Annotated in this window: 18 protein-coding genes and 1 tRNA gene; 11 read left to right on the top strand and 8 right to left on the bottom strand. The window is 62.7% G+C overall.

Annotation, left to right across the window (positions count from 1 at the left end):
* Positions 1 to 6 precede the first annotated feature (6 nt).
* From V3330_RS00375 to V3330_RS00355, 5 genes are all read left to right on the top strand, one after another.
* Positions 7 to 753 (top strand): slipin family protein, encoded by a 747-nt coding sequence (locus V3330_RS00375; protein ID WP_354693384.1) that lies wholly within the window; start codon positions 7 to 9, stop codon positions 751 to 753.
* The gene (locus V3330_RS00370) at positions 750 to 1,880 is read left to right on the top strand and encodes an alpha/beta hydrolase (protein WP_354693383.1); all 1,131 of its coding nucleotides are present in this window, start codon (positions 750 to 752) and stop codon (positions 1,878 to 1,880) included. The genes V3330_RS00375 and V3330_RS00370 overlap by 4 nt, the downstream gene beginning before the upstream one ends.
* A gap of 50 nt (positions 1,881 to 1,930) precedes the next feature.
* A complete protein-coding gene (locus tag V3330_RS00365) occupies positions 1,931 to 2,341 on the top strand; it encodes a GFA family protein (RefSeq protein WP_354693382.1) in 411 nt (136 codons plus the stop codon).
* 154 nt (positions 2,342 to 2,495) lie between these two features.
* Positions 2,496 to 4,181: a trypsin-like peptidase domain-containing protein gene (locus V3330_RS00360; protein ID WP_354693381.1), complete on the top strand. Its 1,686-nt coding sequence runs from the start codon at positions 2,496 to 2,498 to the stop codon at positions 4,179 to 4,181.
* A 51-nt stretch (positions 4,182 to 4,232) separates the two neighbouring features.
* Positions 4,233 to 4,427, top strand: a complete 195-nt coding sequence (locus V3330_RS00355) for a hypothetical protein (protein ID WP_354693380.1) — start codon at positions 4,233 to 4,235, stop codon at positions 4,425 to 4,427.
* A gap of 86 nt (positions 4,428 to 4,513) precedes the next feature.
* Here the strand turns inward: V3330_RS00355 and V3330_RS00350 are convergent, their stop codons facing one another.
* Positions 4,514 to 4,960, bottom strand: coding sequence for a hypothetical protein (locus V3330_RS00350; RefSeq protein ID WP_354693379.1), 447 nt, complete (start codon positions 4,958 to 4,960; stop codon positions 4,514 to 4,516).
* Between the two features lie 249 nt (positions 4,961 to 5,209).
* Between V3330_RS00350 and V3330_RS00345 the strand changes: the two genes are divergently transcribed.
* Positions 5,210 to 5,299: transfer RNA gene (locus tag V3330_RS00345), tRNA-Ser, on the top strand.
* Here V3330_RS00345 and V3330_RS00340 read toward each other — a convergent pair.
* The 4 genes from V3330_RS00340 to V3330_RS00325 all read right to left on the bottom strand — a co-directional run bounded on the left by V3330_RS00340 (position 5,300) and on the right by V3330_RS00325 (position 9,594).
* Positions 5,300 to 5,629, bottom strand: a complete 330-nt coding sequence (locus tag V3330_RS00340) for a hypothetical protein (protein ID WP_354693378.1) — start codon at positions 5,627 to 5,629, stop codon at positions 5,300 to 5,302. It lies immediately after the preceding tRNA gene.
* A 150-nt stretch (positions 5,630 to 5,779) separates the two neighbouring features.
* The gene (locus tag V3330_RS00335; protein ID WP_354693377.1) at positions 5,780 to 6,229 is read right to left on the bottom strand and encodes a GNAT family N-acetyltransferase; all 450 of its coding nucleotides are present in this window, start codon (positions 6,227 to 6,229) and stop codon (positions 5,780 to 5,782) included.
* 133 nt (positions 6,230 to 6,362) lie between these two features.
* Complete coding sequence (locus V3330_RS00330) at positions 6,363 to 7,175, bottom strand: universal stress protein (protein WP_354693376.1); 813 nt, start codon at positions 7,173 to 7,175, stop codon at positions 6,363 to 6,365.
* Positions 7,165 to 9,594: a Lon protease family protein gene (locus tag V3330_RS00325; RefSeq protein WP_354693375.1), complete on the bottom strand. Its 2,430-nt coding sequence runs from the start codon at positions 9,592 to 9,594 to the stop codon at positions 7,165 to 7,167. Before V3330_RS00325 ends, V3330_RS00330 begins: the two co-directional genes overlap by 11 nt.
* A gap of 302 nt (positions 9,595 to 9,896) precedes the next feature.
* Between V3330_RS00325 and V3330_RS00320 the strand changes: the two genes are divergently transcribed.
* From V3330_RS00320 to V3330_RS00305, 4 genes are all read left to right on the top strand, one after another.
* On the top strand, positions 9,897 to 10,775 hold the full coding sequence (locus tag V3330_RS00320; RefSeq protein ID WP_354693374.1) for an FAD binding domain-containing protein: 879 nt from the start codon (positions 9,897 to 9,899) through the stop codon (positions 10,773 to 10,775).
* Between the two features lie 12 nt (positions 10,776 to 10,787).
* On the top strand, positions 10,788 to 11,261 hold the full coding sequence (locus V3330_RS00315; RefSeq protein WP_354693373.1) for a (2Fe-2S)-binding protein: 474 nt from the start codon (positions 10,788 to 10,790) through the stop codon (positions 11,259 to 11,261).
* A 32-nt stretch (positions 11,262 to 11,293) separates the two neighbouring features.
* On the top strand, positions 11,294 to 13,627 hold the full coding sequence (locus V3330_RS00310; protein WP_354693372.1) for a xanthine dehydrogenase family protein molybdopterin-binding subunit: 2,334 nt from the start codon (positions 11,294 to 11,296) through the stop codon (positions 13,625 to 13,627).
* 94 nt (positions 13,628 to 13,721) lie between these two features.
* Positions 13,722 to 14,972 carry a DUF3179 domain-containing (seleno)protein gene (locus V3330_RS00305; protein WP_354693371.1) on the top strand — a complete coding sequence of 417 codons (1,251 nt, stop codon included), beginning with the start codon at positions 13,722 to 13,724 and terminating at the stop codon, positions 14,970 to 14,972.
* Positions 14,973 to 15,023: 51 nt separating this feature from the next.
* Here V3330_RS00305 and V3330_RS00300 read toward each other — a convergent pair whose 3' ends face one another.
* Genes V3330_RS00300 through V3330_RS00290 form a run of 3 tightly spaced genes read right to left on the bottom strand, consistent with a single transcriptional unit; the run spans position 15,024 to position 17,759 of the window.
* Positions 15,024 to 15,605: an SRPBCC family protein gene (locus tag V3330_RS00300; protein ID WP_354693370.1), complete on the bottom strand. Its 582-nt coding sequence runs from the start codon at positions 15,603 to 15,605 to the stop codon at positions 15,024 to 15,026.
* Between the two features lie 25 nt (positions 15,606 to 15,630).
* Positions 15,631 to 16,830 (bottom strand): vWA domain-containing protein, encoded by a 1,200-nt coding sequence (locus V3330_RS00295; protein WP_354693369.1) that lies wholly within the window; start codon positions 16,828 to 16,830, stop codon positions 15,631 to 15,633.
* A gap of 2 nt (positions 16,831 to 16,832) precedes the next feature.
* Entirely contained in the window at positions 16,833 to 17,759 is a 927-nt protein-coding gene (locus V3330_RS00290) for an AAA family ATPase (protein WP_354693368.1), read from the bottom strand.
* Positions 17,760 to 18,087: 328 nt separating this feature from the next.
* Between V3330_RS00290 and V3330_RS00285 the strand changes: the two genes are divergently transcribed.
* Positions 18,088 to 20,256, top strand: a complete 2,169-nt coding sequence (locus tag V3330_RS00285; protein WP_354693367.1) for a DUF1302 family protein — start codon at positions 18,088 to 18,090, stop codon at positions 20,254 to 20,256.
* Positions 20,257 to 20,279: the final 23 nt, after the last annotated feature.

Genomic DNA, 20,279 nt, shown 5'->3' with positions numbered 1-20,279 from the left:
TGTAACATGATTTTCGACTATTTCTTCGGCGTGATCGGGTTCGCGGTTCTGGCGATCCTGGTCAACGCCATCAAGATTCTGCGCGAGTACGAGCGCGGTGTCATCTTTCAGCTCGGTCGTTTCTGGAAGGTCAAGGGGCCCGGGCTGATCATCGTGATCCCCGTGCTGCAGCAGATCGAACGTGTCGACCTGCGCGTGGTGGTGATGGACGTGCCCACCCAGGATGTCATTTCGCGCGACAACGTGTCGGTGAAAGTCAACGCCGTGGTGTATTTCCGTGTGATCGACCCGGAGAAAGCCATCATCCAGGTGGAAAAATTCCTCGATGCGGTCAGCCAGTTGGCGCAAACCACTTTGCGGTCGGTGTTGGGGCAGCACGAACTGGACGACATGCTGGCCGAGCGCGAAAAACTGAACAAGGACATCCAGGCCATTCTGGATCGGCAGACCGACGCCTGGGGCATCAAGATTTCGAACGTCGAAATCAAGCACGTCGACCTCGACGAGAGCATGATCCGCGCCATCGCCGCGCAGGCCGAGGCCGAGCGTCAGCGGCGGGCCAAGGTCATTCACGCCACCGGCGAGAAGCAGGCGGCGAATGAACTGGTCGAAGCCGCCAAGCGCCTGGCCGAGGAGCCCAACGCCATCCAGCTTCGCTATCTGCAAACCCTGACCGAAATCGCCGGAGACAAGAGCAATACGATCGTGTTCCCGCTGGACCTGGTGAAGTCGGCGAAGGAGATGCTGGGGTGAGCCGTCGCGGCAGCGGGGTGTGCCCGGCTCGGAAACGCAGCGTTATCGGCGTGAGCGCTCGGGGCGGACTGATGGCCTTGCTGCTTCTGCTCACGCTCGGGCTGGTCCCGGCGGTTTTCGGAGCCCAACCCGATCCCGGTCCCGATCCTGAATCCGCCGGTGGGCTGCGGCAGGCCGACCTGGGGGAATGCGCACTGGAACTCGGCGGGGTGATCGAGGATTGCCAGCTTACCTACCGGGTCCTGGGAGATCGCGCCTCCGATGGCGGCAACGTGGTGGTGTTCCCGTCGTGGTATGGCGGTACGACGGAAAGCCTGATTCAAAGCAAGCTGATCGGGCCGGGCATGCTGGCGGACACCAATCGTTGGCAGGTCATCGCGATCGAGGCATTCGGCAACGGTTTGTCATCGTCGCCGTCCAATAGTGAACGTCAGGCGGGCGAGGCTTTTCCCCGGTTCACCATCGGTGACATGGTGGCCGCGCAATACCGGTTGCTCACGGAACAACTGAACCTGGATTCGGTGCACGCCGTGGTGGGGGTTTCGATGGGGGGATTCCAGGCTCTGGAATGGGCCGTGCGCCACCCTGGCTTTTCCCGCCGTATCGCCGCCATCGAAGGCACACCGTGGCCGACGGCTTTCGATCTCTTGTTGTGGCAGACCTGGTACCGCATCAGCGATGTCTATCGGGGAGACCCGGCCAGCCTTCACCTGGCGTCCGAACTGATGATTCGGCTCGATGCCCTGGCCCTGTGGACCCCGGGACATTTCGCGGGCATGGTGGCGCCGGCCGAACTCGACGAGTTCATGAAAGACTTTACCCCCGAACCCTCGGTCGGATCGCTGTTCGACCGCCGGTCGCAGACGGCGGCTGTGATGGGGCATGACATTCGGCGTGGCCTGTCGGATCCGCGAACGCAACTGCGCGAACGGATTCAGGCCGAAGTGCTGCAGGTGGTGTTTGCCGGTGATCACATGGTCAACCCGGCTCCCTCGCAGGAGTTGGGGCGCTGGCTGGAAGCGGAGGTGCGGGTTGTGGACTCCGGTTGCGGGCACATGGGCCCCAGCGCAGAATGCGCCTATGACGAGGTCGTTGCAGCTGTTCAGGCCTTTCTCGGCAGGCCATGAAACAGAATATTTTCAATTCATGTGTTTGAGTTCGTGAATCAGGAGACAGTATGGCCGAACAAGCCCTGAGCGGAAGCTGTCTGTGTGGCGCGGTGCGGTATACAGCGACCGGCGTGCCCAAGCGTTTTTACCACTGCCACTGTTCCCGCTGCCGGAAAGTCACCGGTACCGGTCACGCTTCCAACCTCTTCGTGGAGGGGACACTGGATTGGCAGTGCGGCAAAGATCGCGTCGCCGAATACCGGCTGCCGGACGCGAAACGCTTCGCCAACAGCTTCTGTGTCACCTGTGGGTCGCGGTTGCCGCGCTACGTGCCCGAATTCAACCTGGTTTTCATTCCCGCCGGCTCGCTGGATGACGAACCCGAGCTGCGCCCGCAGGCGCGCATTTTCGCGGATTCCCGCAGCGCCTGGTCCTGTACCGCGGCGGAATTGCCCGAATACCCCGCCTATCCCGAATAAGCCGGCTCATTTGTATTCGCGGTTACCGCGAAGTAAGTTGAGGGGACTACCGACATCGGGCCACTGGCACGAGGTTCGTCGGCCAGGTCCGGTCGGCATGCGGCAGGCCGCCGTCCGGCGGCTGTCGTCCACCTTCTTGCATGAGGGAGACACCATGGTCCAGACGATGATGATGAAGCGAAGGTTCCTTACGATTCCGATCTGCGCTGCCGTGCTCGGCGGATTTTTCAACTTCACGGCATTAGCCGCGCCACCTGCGGATGTACCGGGTGCGGGGGTCGCTCAAGCCATGACGGAACGCAGTTCCCGGTCTTTCGACCGGGGTGCGGTGATGCGTGACCGCCGTGCAGCGCACGAATGGTTGATGGGCGAGGCGGTTGTCGACGGACTGGTGCGGCCTGTGCGCGCGCCGGTATCCGCAGACGGGATCGCAGCCATCGACCGCAGTTCCCGGTCGAGCAGTCCCGAACGTGCGGGCGTGGTCCGGGAACTGAAGGTGGATGTGGCGTTTGCCGATCTGCGCGCGTCCCGCTTGAACGCGAAATCACTGGCGCGCAAGACCGGGGCCTTGCGGGCCACCTCCGACGGCGGTTTCGTGTACACGGCGGCGCTGCAGTCGCCGGGCGCGACGGCGGTGCGAGTTCATTTCAAATCCTTCCGTCTGCCACCGGCAACCGCGCTTTATCTGTTCACCGAAAACGGTCAGGTCTTCGGTCCCTATGGCGGACGGGGGCCGCACGATGATGGGGAGTTCTGGTCTCACACGGTGATGGGTGACGAGGTGTGGCTGCAGTTGCGCCGTCGTGGGCCGGTCAGCGACGCCGACCTGCGGGCGACGGGCTTTCGCATCGCCGGCGTGGGGCATCTGAGGCCGCGCTTCCTGGAGGGCTTCTGCGACTACAATGCGTCGTGCGTGCGCAATGCCGAATGCGGTTCCGATCCGACGGTCGCGGATGCACGCGACGCCACCGCGCACATGCAATGGCCTTCCGGTCCCTACATGTACATCTGCACCGGCGGCCTGCTGGCCGATACCGCGGGTTCGGAGATTCCCTATTTTCTGACCGCCAACCACTGCATCAGCAAGGGCAAGGACGCGCGCAACCTGGAAAACTTCTTCCAGTTGACGACCTCGTGCGAGAGCCAGTCTTCCTCGCCGCATCCCTGCGATGACATATTCGATCACATGTCCAACCACCCGCAGTCGCTGCGCACCCTGGGGGCGGATATCCTGTCCACGGGTCGCAGCGCGGACTACACCCTCTTCCAGTTACGCGAATCGGCGCCGGCCGGCAGTGCGTTCCTCGGCTGGTCCAGCACACCGATTGCTTTCGACGACGGGGCCGATTTGTTCCGCATCAGCCACCCTGGCGGAGCACCGCAGGCGTATTCCGAGCACACGGTGGACGTTTCCGCCGGCACGTGTCAAAGCTGGCCGCGCGGGGACAGGATCTACAGCCGGGATGTTTATGGTGCCACCGAGGGTGGTAGCAGCGGCTCGCCGGTTCTCAACTCCGCAGGGCAGGTGGTCGGGCAGTTGTCGGGTGCTTGCGGTACCAATGTCAATGACGTCTGCGACGCAGGTTCTAACGCCACCGTGGATGGCGCCTTTGCCGCGTATTACGATGAGGTCAGCCAATTTCTGGATCCGCAGGGGTGTACGCCACAACCCGAGAACTGTGGCGATGGCATCGACAACGACTGCGATGGACTGGCTGATGAGCTCGACCCCGATTGCGATCAGGGCGGGGGCTATCCGCCGGGCGCGGCCTGTGAATTCGACAGTGATTGCGCGTCGAACAAGTGCAAGGGCAAGCCGGGTGCGAAAACCTGCCGGTAACCGCGGATTCCGGCAGCCGGCAGCGGAAAATCAACTGAAAAGGAGTACTCGATGGCTACGTACGAATGCGACAAGTGCGGCATGAAGGTCAACGCCACCTGCGGGCATTGTGATGCGCCGCTGGAAAACGGCAGCCTGGAAGTCGGTGAGGGCAAAACGGTGCAGATTTCGCAGTGCCCCAACGGGCATGGCAAGATCAAGTCACCCCTGTGCTGCGGCCAAGACATGAGCTGCGCGGTGGCCTGAACGGCCGATTTGGCCGGTCCCGGATACGGGGCCGGCCATCCGCGTGGGTGAATCAGTGACCCGAAGGCCCGCACCCGGAATCGGGGCTATTCACAATTCGACGGATCGACGTCGGTCCACACCTCGCGGCCTTCGTTGTTCAGGTACACGAGTACGCAACGCCCATCCCCATCGATTCGATACCAGTAATCATCCGGCGCCGCGGCCGGTTCCGGTGCCTGTGCCGGCGGTCCGGAAACCGGAGGCGGGGCCTGCGTGGCCTTCTGGCTGTTCTGGCTGATCGCGTAAATGATCGTTCCCAGCACCAGGGCGCCGGCGGCCACCTTGACGAAGTCATCATTGTCGTCGTGACGCCGGTGCTTGTCATACCCGCGTGGGTGACGATACGGACTGTGCTGCGGTGCTGAAGGGCCGTACGTTCCGGGAGGCGCTCCGTGAGGTGCATGGCCCTCGCGCGGACCGGCCGCCTGCGCGGATCCGGCCAGTGCCAGCGATACTGCCCCGGCAAGGGTCCAGTTCAAGGTTCTGTTCATCCGGAATCTCCCGATTCACGCCAATTCGAGCCAGTTTAGGCCTGGTTGACTGAATCGAAGCTGAACGGACGCTGAATTCCCCTCCACGGCTTGACATCCGGCCCCGTGGTAACGATGATCTCGCCCCTGCCGGATAAACCGGGCGAGGGCAGGGATAGCCCGAGTAATCCCATCCCGAAATCCCGCACGACCCGGGATTGGGAGTGGCGCCAGGGAACTGGCCAGGTAGTCAACGGTGTAATACCTCGCGGAGAGGTGCCGGAGTGGTCGAACGGGCTTGACTCGAAATCAAGTGTACGGTTATCCGTACCGTGGGTTCGAATCCCACCCTCTCCGCCATTACCCCCCTCTAACCATAACCACCGGACAATTCACCCCTTCCCTCAACCGCCCCAACGGTTTGCCCTCCAACAAAGCTTCGGTAGCCGGCACCACCAGGCAGGCCGCACCCAGCCGGCGGCTGGCGTCAATCAGCGAGTCGACCCGGTTGTCCGGCAGCCGGTCCACGATGTGCCGTCCCCGTGGCAGGGTTTCCCGCAGTGTGGCTTCGAGGTCTTCATCCGATTGGGCTGAAGGTGTGATGAGCACGGCAAACCGGCGGGGCCGGGGTCCGGTGAGTTCCCGCGCCACGCTGATCAACGCACGCGCCTTTTCTTCGGAGCAGGTCAATCGCTCCCTCTAGACTACAACCCAGGACTTGGCCCGCAGGTGATTGGTCCGTGTAACGGCTTTGCATTGACAATGAACCCTCGATCGATCGAATTCCGCGGAACAGCCGATGTAGGGGGGGGCGGTCAAAAGCAGACGTTCACCCAAGCTCTATTCAACATTCCACCGAAATAATCGCTTGTCGTACCCAGTCGCCCCGAGCCGCTCATAGAACCGTATCGCCGCGGCATTGTCTGGCTCAACTTCCCACTTGATGCGCGAGAGTCCGAGTGCCTTGCAGGTTTGCTGCAACTCCCTCATCAGCGCCTCACCTAATCCGTCTCCACGAAAATCATTACGAACGTAAACGTCGTCGATTAACATGAAGTCAGCGGCAGACCAGATTGAATAGCAGACCGTGTAGGAGAGAAAGCCAGCTACAATCCCGTCAACTTCCGCAATGAGAGCCCCGACCCCGGGATCGTCACCGAATCCGGCGGCCACAAGCGAGTCCTCGTCCGTTCGGACATGCTCGGCCTGACCATGGTGTTCGGCCAGTTCCTCGATCAACTCCAAAACAACCGCAGCATCCTCTGCCGTTGCGCGTCTGATGGATGTCATGCACCTTTCCAAGGGTTCCCCATATTCGTAACCGAGGATGTTGTTCTTGCTGAACGAATTATAGTTTTTCCGATTGGACCGCCACGACGACAGGCGGCCTTCTTTTTGTTGCGCAGCGTGTGGACGTTGTCGTTCAGTTCCCCCGCACCATAACCACCGGACAATTCACCCCCTCCCTCAACCGCCCCAGCGGCTCCCCCTCCAACAACGCTTCGGTAGCAGGCACCACCAGGCAGGCCGCACCCAGCCGGCGGCTGGCGTCAATCAGCGAGTCGACCCGGTTGTCCGGCAGCCGGTCCACGATGTGCCGTCCCCGAGGCAGGGTTTCCCGCAGTGTGGTTTCGAGGTCTTCATCCGATTGGGCTGAAGGTGTGATGAGCACGGCAATCCGGCCCGGCCGGGGTCCGGCGAGTTCCCACGCCACGTCGATCAACGCGCGCGCGGTTGCGCGGTCATCGAGCGCGACGACGATGCGGCCGGCACCTGTTGGCGGCGGGTTACCGCGTTGAAGCAGGGCCAGTGCCGAAGCCCGCGTGGGCTCGAACAGGGTGATGTCCGCGGCGGACGCGGCCTCGCGCAGCAGCACCAGGGTGGGCCCACTGGCGTTGCGGAACGAGCAGCCTGCGCCGGCGCGTTCGGCTGCCTTTTCGAACAACCGGCGCGCTTCGTGCATCCGCCGGGTGATTTCGCGCCGGACGTCCGCGGCGCCGAAATCGCGCACGTCGGATGTCAGCCAGCACAATTCCTTGACGAAGGGCAGCTCGGCGGCCGCCTGCAGGCCGCTGTCTTCGATGAACACGCCTTCCAGATCCGCGGCGGCAGGGCGTTCGAGCAAGGGCAGCAGCGCATTCAGCACTCGCCGCGAGGATGATCCGCTGCCCAGAAATACAGCGATGCGGCGCCGGGCGCCCGTTTTGGGACTGCTGGATACCGCTTCAATCATCATTGGATTTGCCCGCCTCGCGCCCGAAGTTCCGGCGCTTTTCGGCCAGGTCGAGCAAACGGGCCTGGATGCGCTGGTTGATCGTCCCTTCCGGGAAGACACCATCGGCGTCGGCCTGGCCCGCATCCATGCCGGTGAGCCGCTCCAGGCACTGGTCGACGTGCTCCACCGGGTAGACCTGGAACTGTCCGTCGCGGACCGCGTCGATGACGTCGTCCCGCAACATCAGGTGCTTGACGTTGGCCTTGGGAATGAGCACCCCTTGTTTGCCGGTCAGCCCGCGAGCGGCGCAGAGGTCGAAAAATCCCTCGATCTTCTGGTTGACCCCGCCGATGGCCTGTACGTGGCCATGCTGATCCACCGAGCCGGTGATGGCGAACGACTGCGAGATGGGGGCATCGGCCAGCGCCGAGGCCAGTGCGCACAGCTCGGCGGCGGAGGCGCTGTCGCCGTCGACGCCACCGTAGGATTGCTCGAACACCAGGCTGGCGGACAGCGACAACGGGTGGTCGCGGACGTAGTGCGAGCGCAGGAAACCGGTGAGTATCATCACGCCCTTGGAATGCAGCGGCCCGCCGAGTTCCACCTCGCGTTCGATGTCGACGACGTTGCCGGCGCCCAGGGTCACCGTCGCGGTAATGCGTTGCGGGCGGCCGAAAGCGTAGTCACCGAGTTGCAGCACCGAAAGACCGTTGATCTGGCCGATGTGCTCACCGTCGGTTTCGATGACCAGGGTTTCGCGCAGGGTCTGCTCCAGCATGCGTTCACGCATGCGGCTGGCACGCCGTACCCGGCTGGCGATCGCCGTCGAAACATCTTCGGCACCGATGGATTTGGCGCCGCGTTGATCCGCCCAGTAGTGGGCTTCGCGGGTGAGGTCGAAGGTGTGGCGGATGTCCGCGGAGAGTCGCTCGACGTCGGCGGCCTGGCGCGCGCTCTCGTCCATCAACCGGGCGAAGGCGGTGCGGTCGAGCGGCAGGAGGTTTTCGTTTTCAATCATGCAGGCCAGCAGGCGGGCCAGTTCCTCGACGTGCTCGTCCGCGCGCGGGATGTCGTCCTCGAAGTCCGCCGCCACCTTGAACAGGTCCGGGAATTCAGGATCGAGCTGAGACAGCAGGTAGTAGAACCGGCGTTCACCGATCAGAACGATCTTCAGGTCCAGAGGGATAGGTTCCGGCTCCAGGGAAACCGTACTGATAAGTCCCAGGTCATCGCCCGCCGAACGGATGCGGATCTGGCGGTTGCGGATGGCGCGTTTCAATGCTTCCCAGGCCGCGGGGTAGGCCAGAATCCGTCCGGCATCGATGATCAGGTACCCACCGTTGGCCCGATGCAGGGCACCGGCGCGGATGAGGTTGAAATTGGTGGACAGGGTGCCGAACTGCGCCTCGTGCTCGATGCGTCCGATCAGTTCCGCGAAATTCGGTTGATCGGCAATCTCCACCGGGGCTCCCTCTTCGCCGCTGTGGTCGACCAGAACATTGACTGCATAGCGCATCGTCGCGCCGGGGCCGGCCTGTTGCACCGCTTCGGTGGCGTGCGGACCCGGTTCCTGGGGCGGTGATTGTGGCAGGAACAGGCGTACATTGTCGATGATGTCTTCCTGCATGGCTTTCAGATAGGCTGCCACTGCCGGAAGTTCGGTGTATTTCTGCTGCAGTTCGTCGAGCAGGCCGCTGACCGCCAGGCTGACCACTTCGCGTTCGAGCTGGCGCAGCTTCTGGCGTACTTCGCGCGCGCGCTTGGGGGTGGCGCGCATGATGCGCTGAAGTTGTTCGGTGAGTTCCTCGATGTCGGCTCTGAAGCGGGCCTGTTCTTCTTCCGGACGTTTTTCGAAATCTTCCGATTTGAGTGGTTCGCCTTCGTGCAGCGGCACGAAGGCAATGCCAGATGGGGTTTGCACCACGCCGATGCTTCTTTTTTTGGCGTTTTCCTCGACCTCGGAGAACGCGGCTTCCTGGGCTTCTTTGAAGTGTTCCTGGATGGCGCCCTGCTGAGCCTGGAAGTCCTCGCTCTCGAAGGCGAGCGGGATGGCGCTCTGCAGATCCTGGATGATCTGTTCGATATCCGCGCTCAACTGCTTACCGGTGCCAGGCGGCAAACTGAGTGCTTTGGGGCGCCGTGGATCCTCGAAGTTGTAGACGTAACACAAATCGGGTGGAACGGGGCGCTGGGCGGCTTCCTCGCCAAGAAAGCTGCGAACGAACGTGTGCCGGCCCACGCCCGGTGGGCCCAGCACGAAGACATTGTGTCCGTCGACCGCCATGCCGGCGCCGAAACGCAGCGCGTCGATGGCCCGTTCCTGGCCGGGCACGCGATCCGATGGCTCGAGGCTGGCCGTGGTGTCGAAGGATAAACCGGCCGGATCGGTGCGGCGGGCGAGGCGATCGGGCGGCAAGGGTTTGCCGGTTTCAAAATCCATGGTCAGAAGGTCCTGGTTATCGAGTCGGGTCAGCGTGGTTCTGCGTCACGGGCGGGTGATGTCGTGCCGGTATGCCGATCAGGTGTTCATGGGGATACCGTATATTTCCTGCCCGTATCGAGATGACCCGGGTCAGAAATCATTCGCCTCTGATTCACTATGGTAATACCGGACCGCGCCCGCGCAAAGCTGTGTCACTTCCGTCAAATGCGCGAACAGTTGAGCGGGATCAATGACATCCGGCCACGGGCTGATCAGGATGACGCAAACATCCAATGCCCGCTTCCCGAACGGAGCACGCCATGACCCTGAACCGATTGCAGCACTATCACCTGCCGGACAGCGGCAACGCCGTTATCGATCTGCTTGAGAAGTATCCGGACGAAGCCATGATCGTGGCCGGGGGAACGTTCGTTCACGGCCTGGCGGCGCGGGGCCTGGTCAGTCACGTCGAGGCGCTGATCGATGTCAGCCGGCTGGGACTGAATTTCGTGCGGACCGACGAAGGCCGGCTCTGGATCGGTGCAACCACCACGTTCCGGGAGTTGCTTGAAAGCCCCGAAATTGCGGGCCAGCCCCTGTTCGGCGCCATTCGGGACGCGTTGTCGTGGCCGCCGCCCCAGGTGCGCAATGCGGCGACCATAGGCGGTTGCGTGGCTGCCGCCTGTCCGTTCTTCGACATGCCGGTCGCCCTGTTGGCCCTGGCCGGAGCGGTCAGTGCCCAAGGGCGAAGCGGAGTGCGTGAAGTTCCGCTTCAGGAGTTCTACGACGGCCTGTTCGAAAATACCCTCAAGGCGGATGAATTCGTCATCGACATGAGCGTGCCGTTACCCACCGGGCGCGCCGCCAGCGCCTTCGCCAAGCTGGAAACCAATGCCAACGATCTGGCCATCCTCAATGCCGCTGTGCTGGTGAGCGCCGGCTCCGGGGGGACCTGCGACATGGCGCGGGTGTTCGTCGGCGGTGGTGTGGGTGAGACACCGGTTCGTTCGCGCGCCGCCGAGGAGGTTTTGATTGGCAATGCGTTGACAGCGGAACACTTCGTGGCGGCGGGCGAGGCCGCCAGGAATGAAATCGATCCGCTCGACGATCATCGCGCATCCGCCGCGTACCGCAAAGCGATGACGGCGGTTTACGTACAACGTGTTCTAGAGAAAGCGGCCGCCCGGCTGCGGGCCTGAGGAGGAATCGGCATGAAGGAACTGCTCACGATCGAGGTCAATGGCGAACGCCATGAGGTGGCCATCGAGAAATCCGACAGTCTGGCCCGGGTGCTGCGCGACCGACTCGGAATGACGGCCACCAAGCGGGGTTGCGATACCGGTGGCTGTGGCTGTTGCACCGTGCTGGTCGACGGACGGGCTGTTTACTCGTGCATGACGTTCGCGAAGGCGGTGGGCGAGCGCAAAGTCACCACCGTCGAAGGCCTGGTGCGCGAAGGTGAACTCGATCCGCTGCAACAGGCGTTCATCGACGCGGATGCCGTGCAATGCGGTTATTGCACCTGCGGCATGATGATGGCCGCCCGGCAACTCCTCGATGAGAACCCGGATCCTTCCGAAGATGAAATCCGCAAGGGAATTTCCGGCAACCTGTGTCGCTGCACCGGTTACAGCAAGATCGTCGATGCGATCCAACTGGCCGCCGCGGCGGGAAGACCGGCATAACGGCCGTCATACGAAGCACTGGGAGCGCTCTCATGTCTACCGAACTCAAAATCATCGGCACCAACGTGACCCGTCCGGATGCCCACGACAAAGTGACCGGCGGCAAGAACTATCCGGTCAACTTCAGCCTGCCGGGCATGCTGCATACGGGCATTCTGCGCAGTCCCTACGCGCATGCGAAAATCGTCTCCATCGATACCACCGAGGCGGAAAAACTGCCCGGGGTCAAGGCGGTTCTGACGCCTGACGATGTGCCACAGCGCCCGTTCACGCCGGTCTATTTCGTTCCGGCCCAGGCCCGCAGCATGGTGCAGGATTTCGTCATCATGAGCGATACCGTTCGGTGGGTCGGGCAGCCGGTCGCCGCGGTCGCCGCGGTCAGTCCCGAGGTGGCGGCCCAGGCGCTGGAATTGATCGACGTGGAATACGACGAATTACCGGCGGTGTTCGACCCCGAGGAAGCGGTCGGGGAAGGGGCTCCCCGTTTATGGGAGCACGCGGAAGACAACATCGCGAAGCACGCGAAATTCGAGGCCGGCGACCTGGAGGCGGGTTTCGCCGAGGCCGATCATGTGTTCGAGGGCTGCTACCAGACGCAGCGCGTTCACACCTGTTACATGGAGCCGCGGGTGTGCGTGGCTGAAGCCGATTCCCGCGGCCGCATCAAAATCCTCTCCTCGATGCAGCACAGTTTCGGATTGCGCGAGAAACTCGCTTTCGCGCTCGGCATTCCGGAAAGTGATGTGAACGTGATCAAGCCGGATTACATCGGTGGCGGATTCGGGGGGAAGCTGGACATCGGCTTCATCGAACCGATCGCATCCTTGCTGGCCCTCAAAACCGGCCGGCCGGTGCGGGCGCAGCACACGCGTGCCGAAGATTTCATCTCCACCACGCGTAATCCGATCAAGGTTTACCTGAAAACCGGGGTGAAGAACGACGGCACGTTCACCGCGCGCTACATCAAGAGTGTGCTGGACTGCGGTGCACATGCCACGCACGGTTCCGAGGTCATCATGGTGCATGGCTTGTACGGCACCTTCTTCCCGTGGAATTGCCCGAACCAGACCTGGGAGGGCTACACCGTTTACACCAACAACATGATCGGCGGTGGTTACCGGGGCTATGGCGCGCCCCAGGGCTGCTTCGCGGTCGAGTCGCAGAACGATGAGATCTGCGAAAAGCTGGGTCTGGACCCGATCGAGTTCCGCTTGAAGAACACCTGGCGCGAAGGCGACCCACACCCGGTATTGCCGGGCCACGAGCTCAATACCTACCGGCTGCAGGAATGCCTGGAGCAGGGCGCCGAGCGCAGTGGCTTCCGCAATCGCGGCAAAGCCGGCAGCGGTTCAGGCATCCGGAAACGGGGCATCGGGTTTGCCTGTCACCCACTGTGGGTCAGCGGTTGCGTGGGATTTCCGGATATTTACGAACACGCCGGAGCCACCGTGAAACTCAACCGCGACGGCACCGCCGACGTGGTCAGCGCCTGCGTGGATATCGGTTCGGGCCAGAATACGATGCTGACCCAGGTTGTGGCCGAGGAACTGAGTCTGGCCGCCGATCGGGTTCGGCTGGTCTACGCCGACACCGATACGGCTCCGTTCGATGCGCCGACCCATGCCAGCCGGGCGACGTATTCGGCCGGCACCGCGACCCGGGCTGCCGCGGTGGCGGCGAAGAAGCGGCTGTTTCAGGCGGCTGCCGCCGTCATGGAGGCCAACGCGGATGATCTGGAACTGCGCGATGGCAAGGTTGCGGTCAAAGGAGACCCCAGCACGGCCGTGCCAATGACCGACATCATCGAACGCGCCGAATCGCCGTTCATTCAGACCACCGAAGACGGACCCGCTCCGACCACGCTGGCCGAGAAGGGCACCATCATCGGTACCGCGAGCATGGCGCCTCCGTCGAACCCCTCGCCCTGCGCCGCGGAATTCGTCGAAGTCGAGGTGGACACCGAAACCGGCGAGGTCGACGTGCTCAACGTGGTCTACGCGCATGATATCGGCCGGGTGTTCCATCCCAAGTCGGCCGAAGGCCAGGTCGAGGGCGGATTTCAGCAGGGCATGGGTTATGCCCTGATGGAACATATCGTGTTCGACCCGGACACCGGCGCCTGCCTGACCGGCGATTTCCTGGATTACAAAATGCCTACCGCGGTGGAGATGCCACGCAATATCGAGAGTATTTTCATCGAATCGATCGAACCGACCGGGCCGTTCGGCGCCAAAAGCCTGTCTGAAATGTGTATCATCGTTCCGGCGCCGGCGATCGCCAACGCGATCTACAACGCAGTTGGAGTTCGCGTGAAGGACCTGCCGATCACCCCGGAGAAGATTCTGCGGGAACTGGGGCGGCTGTAGGACCGAACCGGAGAATGATGCCGGCCAGGAACCGGCAGACTGCGCCAGGTTCAGGCGGGGTGCCGGCGTATCCCGTTGCCTGGGTGAAGACGCAATGAACGAAACGCACTACACGATCCTGTTCTGGCTCAGCATGGTGATCGCGCAGGCCGGCGCCTTCGTGATTTTCAAGGATCTGGCCGATATCAGCCAATGGGTGGTGCAATCGAGCCGCCGTTTCACCATGGCGGTCTGGTACCACCGCAAACTGATCGGCGCGGTGTCGATCACCGCTCTGCTGATCGCGGTTTTGGCCTGGGTACGGCAGCCCGGCGTCTGTCATGGCGCCTTGCTGGGCGCGCTGATTTTTCTTTTCGTGTTTCAATTCGTTTCGGGAATGTTCAATCCGAAATGGATGTTCCGCTCTCAGCAGCATGCCGCCCGTTTCGTCAGTGTCCAGGAGGCACCCGACTATTTCGCCCGCAGCCTGGACCGGGCGCATTTCGGGCCCGAGTCGTATGCGAATGTCGACGACATCGAAGTGCTGGTGCTGGAAACGGACAACGGAGCGGTTGCCTATTCGGATTATTACCTGCTGCAGCCGCATGTCGTCCAGGGCGATACCATCGACGGTGAGGAGGTGATCATGACCTATTGCGGTCTGACCAACCTCGGCATCGCCTACAGTCCGCGCATCGGTGAGCGCGAACTGGACCTGACCGTGATGACCCAGCTGAAGAACAACCTGGTGCTGTTCGACCGCAACAGCGGCGAGCCGATCCAGCAGCTCTGGGGGCGCATGGAAGGCGATCCAACGTGCACGACCATGCGGGAATGGCCGACCTATCGCATGCCGTTCCGTTCCTTTCGCGCCCTGTATCCCGAGGGGAGGGTGTTCGTGAACGAAATCGCCGAGTGGGGGCGCAATCCGGTCCTGGCGGCGTGGGACCGGCTGGTCCGGCACGGCATGATGCTATGGGGCGTGGGCCTGAACTGGATCCAGAACGAGAAGCCCGCCTTTCCCACCATCGAATACACCGATCGGCGGTTGCCGATGAAGGAACTGGTGTACGCGATCAGCGTGGCGGATGATCACGTGGTCTACAGCCGGGATTTCATCATCGCGCAGGGTGGACTCATCAATGTCACCATCGGCGGCCGGCCGGTGGTGGTCTATTACGACCCCGAATACGATTCCGTAGCGGCGTTCTTCAATACCAGCGGTGGCCCGGTCGAACAGGTCGATCTGTTCGGCCGGCTTCCTGATGGCACCCGGCTGGAACGGGTCAATACGCTCAAAAGCCGGATATTCTGGTTCATCTACGTCGAGTTCTATCCCGGCACGGACGTCAACCGCGTGAACTGAGCGGCCACGGGTCCGGGTTCCGATGGTTGCCGCTTGAGGTCCGGGCCCGGGTCAGAGCAGCAACCAAAGCAGGGCCGCCAGGGCCGCACCGATACCCACGGCCCACCATCCCCAGTTCGCCCCGACGGTGACTTCGCGTCGTTCGGGCACTTCGACTTCGGCCGCGGTACCGGGTTCGGGCGCCGCACCGCCTTCGAGCTGGTTCTTCAGGTCGGCGACGAACTCGTCGCCGATGTTGTCCGCGATCTTCTGCATCATGCCGCTGCCGAACTTGCCGAGCCGGCCCACGATGTTGATGTTGGAGCTGTAAGTGACTTCGGTGCTGCCGGCCGACGGCTCGGTCAATTCCAGTTCGCTGGTCGCGCTGATGCGGCTGGCCCGGCTGCCTTCCTCGCCCTTGGTGACATAAGCGGCGAACTCGGGGGGGCGTTCCTCGGTCTGCTCGATGGCCACCTGGAAGGTGGTTCTGATCGGGCCGACCTTGACGTTGATGGCGGCATCGTATTGGCCGGGCCCGGTTTCCCGGGCCCCCTCGCAGCCGGGGATGCACTGGGCAACCCGCTCGGCGTCGGTGATGAAGGTCCAGACGCTTTGGCGGGGGGCGTCAACCGTGAAAGTGCGGGAGATTTTCATGGATGTTCCTCGGTAGGTCCGGGTTTCAGTGAACGGCAAGCGCCGGGGTGCCGGAGCGCAGTTGGCGCAGCAAGGCTTCAAGACTTTCCAGGTTGTGTGCCGGAAGAAAATCGTCGATGAAGGGCATCGCGGTGCGCATGCCCTGGCACAACGGCTGGTATGCATCGTGACTCAACAGCGGGTTCAGCCAGATCAGGCGTTGCACGGCGCTGTTCAGACGCTGAATTTCGTCGCGCATGCGTCCGGCGTCACCGCGGTCCCAGCCGTCGCTGAGAATGATGACGGTCGTGTGAGCGTGGTGCATGCGGTCTTCGAAGCGGTCGTTGAAGGCCTGGAGACAACGGCCGATATCGGTGCCCCCGCCCCAGTCGCGCACCTGGTCGCCGACTTCCTGCAAGGCCTGGGCGATGTCGCTCTGGTTGAGTACATCGGTGATTTCCGTCATGCGCGTGGCGAACACCGCGACGTGGGTGCGCGTGATCTGTCGGCGCAGCCCGTAAATGAAGTTGATGAGAAAGCGGCTGTACCGTTCCATGGAGCCGCTCACATCGCACAGCAGCAGCAGGCGGGGGTGTTGCGGGCGCGGCCGGCGGTAGCGAAGCTCGAGTCCATCGGTGCCACTGAGGGCGTTGGCGCGCAGCATGCGCCTCAGGTCCAGTGAACCGCGGTTCGCGCCGGGTGCCTGGCGGCGGCTCGGCGCCCTGGGTAACAGCGCGACCATCCGGGCCAGCAGACGCTGAGCGGTTTCCAGCTCCTCGTCCGTCATGTGCTTGAAGTCCTTGCGTGTCAGGGCACCGGACTGGCTCCATGAAAGCGGGGTGTTGCCGGGTTTGTTCTTGCTGCCGCGCTCGTCGTCAGCAAGCACGTGGAGTTGGCTCACCGCGGTCTGGGTTCGCCGGCCGGGCGCATCGTCACGGTTCTTCGGGTCGCGTTTGCGGGGTTTCGGTTCCGTGTCTTCGCTGCTGTTCCAAAAAGCGTCGAAAACGCTTTCAAACACGCCCAGCCCATCCTGGTCGGAAACCAGGGTGGCGCGGGCGGCGGCGTGAAAATCACGGCGGTCGCGGATGTCGACAAAGCGCAGGCAATCGCACAGGTCAACGAGGTTGGCCGGGGACACCGGCAGGCCGGCCTGGCGCAGGGCATGTGAAAATTGCACGAGTTGGTGCAGGAGATGGCGCTCTCCCGGCGTGCTCAATGGCTGCAAAAGCTCAAGCGGAGGCTGCATCTTCAGGCCCGGGCGCTGGCGCCTTTCACTTCATCGACCACGACGGCGAGATCCTGTTGTTGGACGCTTTGCAGATCGCGCTGGTATTTCAGGATGCACCCCAGTGTGGTTTGCAACACCTCGGTATCGACGTCGTCGGCACCGAGTGCGGTCAGCGCCTCGGCCCAGTCGATCATTTCGGCGATGCCCGGGCGTTTAAACAGGTCCTGGGTGCGGATCCACTGCATGAACCGGCAAATCTGGGTGGCGAGTTCGTCGCCAATTCCCGGAACCCGGGATTCGAGAATGCGCAGTTCACGCTGAAAGTCCGGAAACTCGACCCAGTGATACAGACAACGCCGCTTGAGTGCATCGTGCAGCTCGCGTGAGCGATTGGATGTCAGAACCACCAACGGTTTCTGTTCCGCCCGGATCGTGCCCAGTTCCGGGATCGTGATCTGGAAATCCGACAGAATTTCGAGGAGGAAGGCCTCGAAGGCCTCGTCGGCCCGGTCGACTTCGTCGATCAGCAATACGTTTCGGCGTCCGGCGGGGGCGCTGAGCGCCTGCAAGAGCGGACGGCGTAGCAGAAAATCTTCGCTGAACAGGTTGGCGCCAATCTGTTCGCGGTCGATGCCACGTGCTTCCTGCAGCCGCAGTTCCAGCATCTGCCGCGGGTAATTCCATTCGTACAGTGCGCTCTGGGCGTCGAGACCCTCGTAACATTGCAGCCGGATCAGTTCGGCGTCGAGACTGGCGGCGAGGGCCTTGGCCACTTCGGTCTTGCCGACCCCGGGTTCCCCCTCGAGGAACAGGGGTTTGCCGACGGTGGTGGACAGAAATACGGTCGTGGCCAGCATCCGGTCGGTGATGTATCGGTGCCTGGCGAATTGTCGTTCAACATCGTCGATTGACGAAAAGGGGGTAGACGGGTTTTGCATCAGTTCCATGTCCATGAATAGCAAATTCTTTGGTGCGTCCGCAAGCCGGACGGCATGAGACGGATAAGCATGGCCCGTCAGGCAGAGCCTGACAGGAATGACGGACGGGTTCAATCACAGCAGACGTCTCGAACAGTTCAAATGTTGTTCGAGCAGACCTAGATCAATTCGTTGTATGCTCCCGCCTTTAAGATGATCTCTATTGACCCGGGGCGCAACCCCCGTTGTTCAGCGATCGGTACGAATGAATTGCAGTTAAAACAAAAAACACATTCGTTGTAGTCCACGATCCGCTCCGGCCAATTCCAGAAGGGCACGATTCGGAGGAGGGAAGAGCATGAAGAGCAAGACCGGTTTTAGCTGTCCTGTCCGTTTACTGTTCGGCAGCCTGGCTGTCGGTCTTTTCCTGCTGAGCAACGCCGCGCAGGCCATCTGGTACTCCAACGACCGCAGTCTGGAAGTCCGCGGATTCATTGACAATACCACTCACGTACGCACCGACAGCGCCGAAGACGGACTGAGCAAGATGCGCAACCGGGTGCAGGTCGAGTTCTCGAAGTTCACCGAGCCGACCGGGATGTTTTCCGAGTTCTCGTTTCACGGCATTCTGCGCGCCTCCTACGATGCCGCCTACGACCTGGACGACGATTTGTGGGGCGATACCTCCGGCGGGCCAGTGTTCCTGGCCAGCGAGGGCGGGCCGGCGCTGGGGCTGCCCGGACAGGTGCCGTGGGGCGCCGCCGCATCGCCGTTCGAGAGCGCGGTGGTTCTGCCTGGAACCAACCCGTTCGTGTCCGGCACCTCGCCTTATCTCAACGGGTTTTTCCTGGGCACCAGCCCGAACGACTTCATGCGCCTGCTGAACGGCGAAATGTTCGATACCACGGGTGGTCTGCCCGGCTTCGGCGGTATCCAACTGGCCTATCCGACCCGGCCCTGCGATGTGGATCCGCGCGGCTGTATCGCCGGCTACATGGACGCCGATTCGGATAACCTGCGTTTCCCCGAGTTCAACGACCGCTACGACTGGATGCGTGAACTGTATCTGGACGCCACCATTCCTTTCGACGGCGGCAGCGAGCTCAATTTCCGCATCGGCCGCCAACAGGTGGTGTGGGGACGCACCGACCTGTTCCGCGTGCTGGACCAGGTCAATCCGATCGACTTTTCCATCCAGAATATTTACGAGGAGTTCGAAGACAGCCGCATCCCGATGGGAATCTTCTCGGCCGAGTACCGGGCCGGCGTGGTCGGTCAGTTCGACGATCTGAACTTCCAGTTCATCTGGAAATTCGAGGACTTCCGGCCGCACACGCTGGGGCAGGGCGGCGAGCCCTACACCATTCTCGGTGCCGGCGATCTGTTCCGGGCGCTGTCGACCTGCTGGCACTACGGTTGCACGGTGGGCAACTTCGCGCCCAACCAGACCGGCGGCGCGTCGCTGCCGCCGCCCATCGGGCTGGGCGCGCCCACCCTGGGCAACGGCAACTCCACCGGCACTCTGGCGACGACTTTCCCGGCGCACACCATTGGCATCCGCGGCGTCGACGCGGACCGCCCGGACGGCGCCTTCGAGGATCCCGAGATCGGCTTGCGGGTCGAGGGCCTGTACCGCGGCATCGGCTTCTCGTTCAACTTCCTGTACTTCCACCAGCAGCTGCCATCGCTGCATGGCGGCTCGGAAGGTCCGGCCGCGATCAACCCGTTCCTGTGCGACCCGGCGCTGAACCCGGTGTGCGGGGCGCTGGAACAGGCCGCCGGCGAGAGCTACCTGACCGAGATGCAACGGCCCTACCTGCTGGCCTTCGATATTCACTTCCCGCGGGTGACCATGTTCGGGGCTTCGGCCGACTTCTACGTCGAGTCGCTGAAGTCGTCGATCCGGGTGGAACTGGCGCACACCAGTGGCGAGGAGTTCGTCAACACGCTGCGCCCGTCGCTGTACTCGGAGTCCGACGTGGTGCGCTGGGTGATCGGCATCGACCGGCCGACCTTCATCCGCTTCCTCAACCCGAACCGTTCGTTCCTGGTCTCGCTGCAGGTGTTCGGTCAGCACCTGCTGGATCATGAGCTGATCACGACGCCGGGCGGCAAGGCGGGCATGCCGGACTGGGAGAACAACATCCTGACGACTCTGCTGATCCAGGGCGGTTATTTCAATGACCGGCTGACGCCGACCCTGCTGCTGGCCTGGGACTCGAAGGCACACTCGATGGTGGTGGGTCCGTCGGTCAACTGGAAGTTCAACAACGAGTGGACCGCGACCCTGGGAGCGAACCTGAAATTCGGCACCTCGAAGAATGACTTCGACGATTGCCGGGCGTGCAACCAGTTCCCACCGTTCACCGACCCGGCCGAGGGCACGCCCGGGGCCGGGACACTGCCGGTGGGGCAGTCGGTGAATCGACTGGCGGGCTTCGCGCCACTGGGCGCGTTCCGCGCCGGGCCGATAGGCATGGCGCAGGCCGAAAGCGAAATCCAGTTCCTGTTGCGCTACAGCTTCTGAACCTGCGACGGAGGTACGACATC

The sequence above is a fragment of the Elongatibacter sediminis genome, assembly GCF_037892215.1.
Lineage (GTDB): Bacteria > Pseudomonadota > Gammaproteobacteria > Xanthomonadales > SZUA-36 > Elongatibacter > Elongatibacter sediminis.
This window is presented reverse-complemented; position numbering and strand designations above follow the sequence as displayed.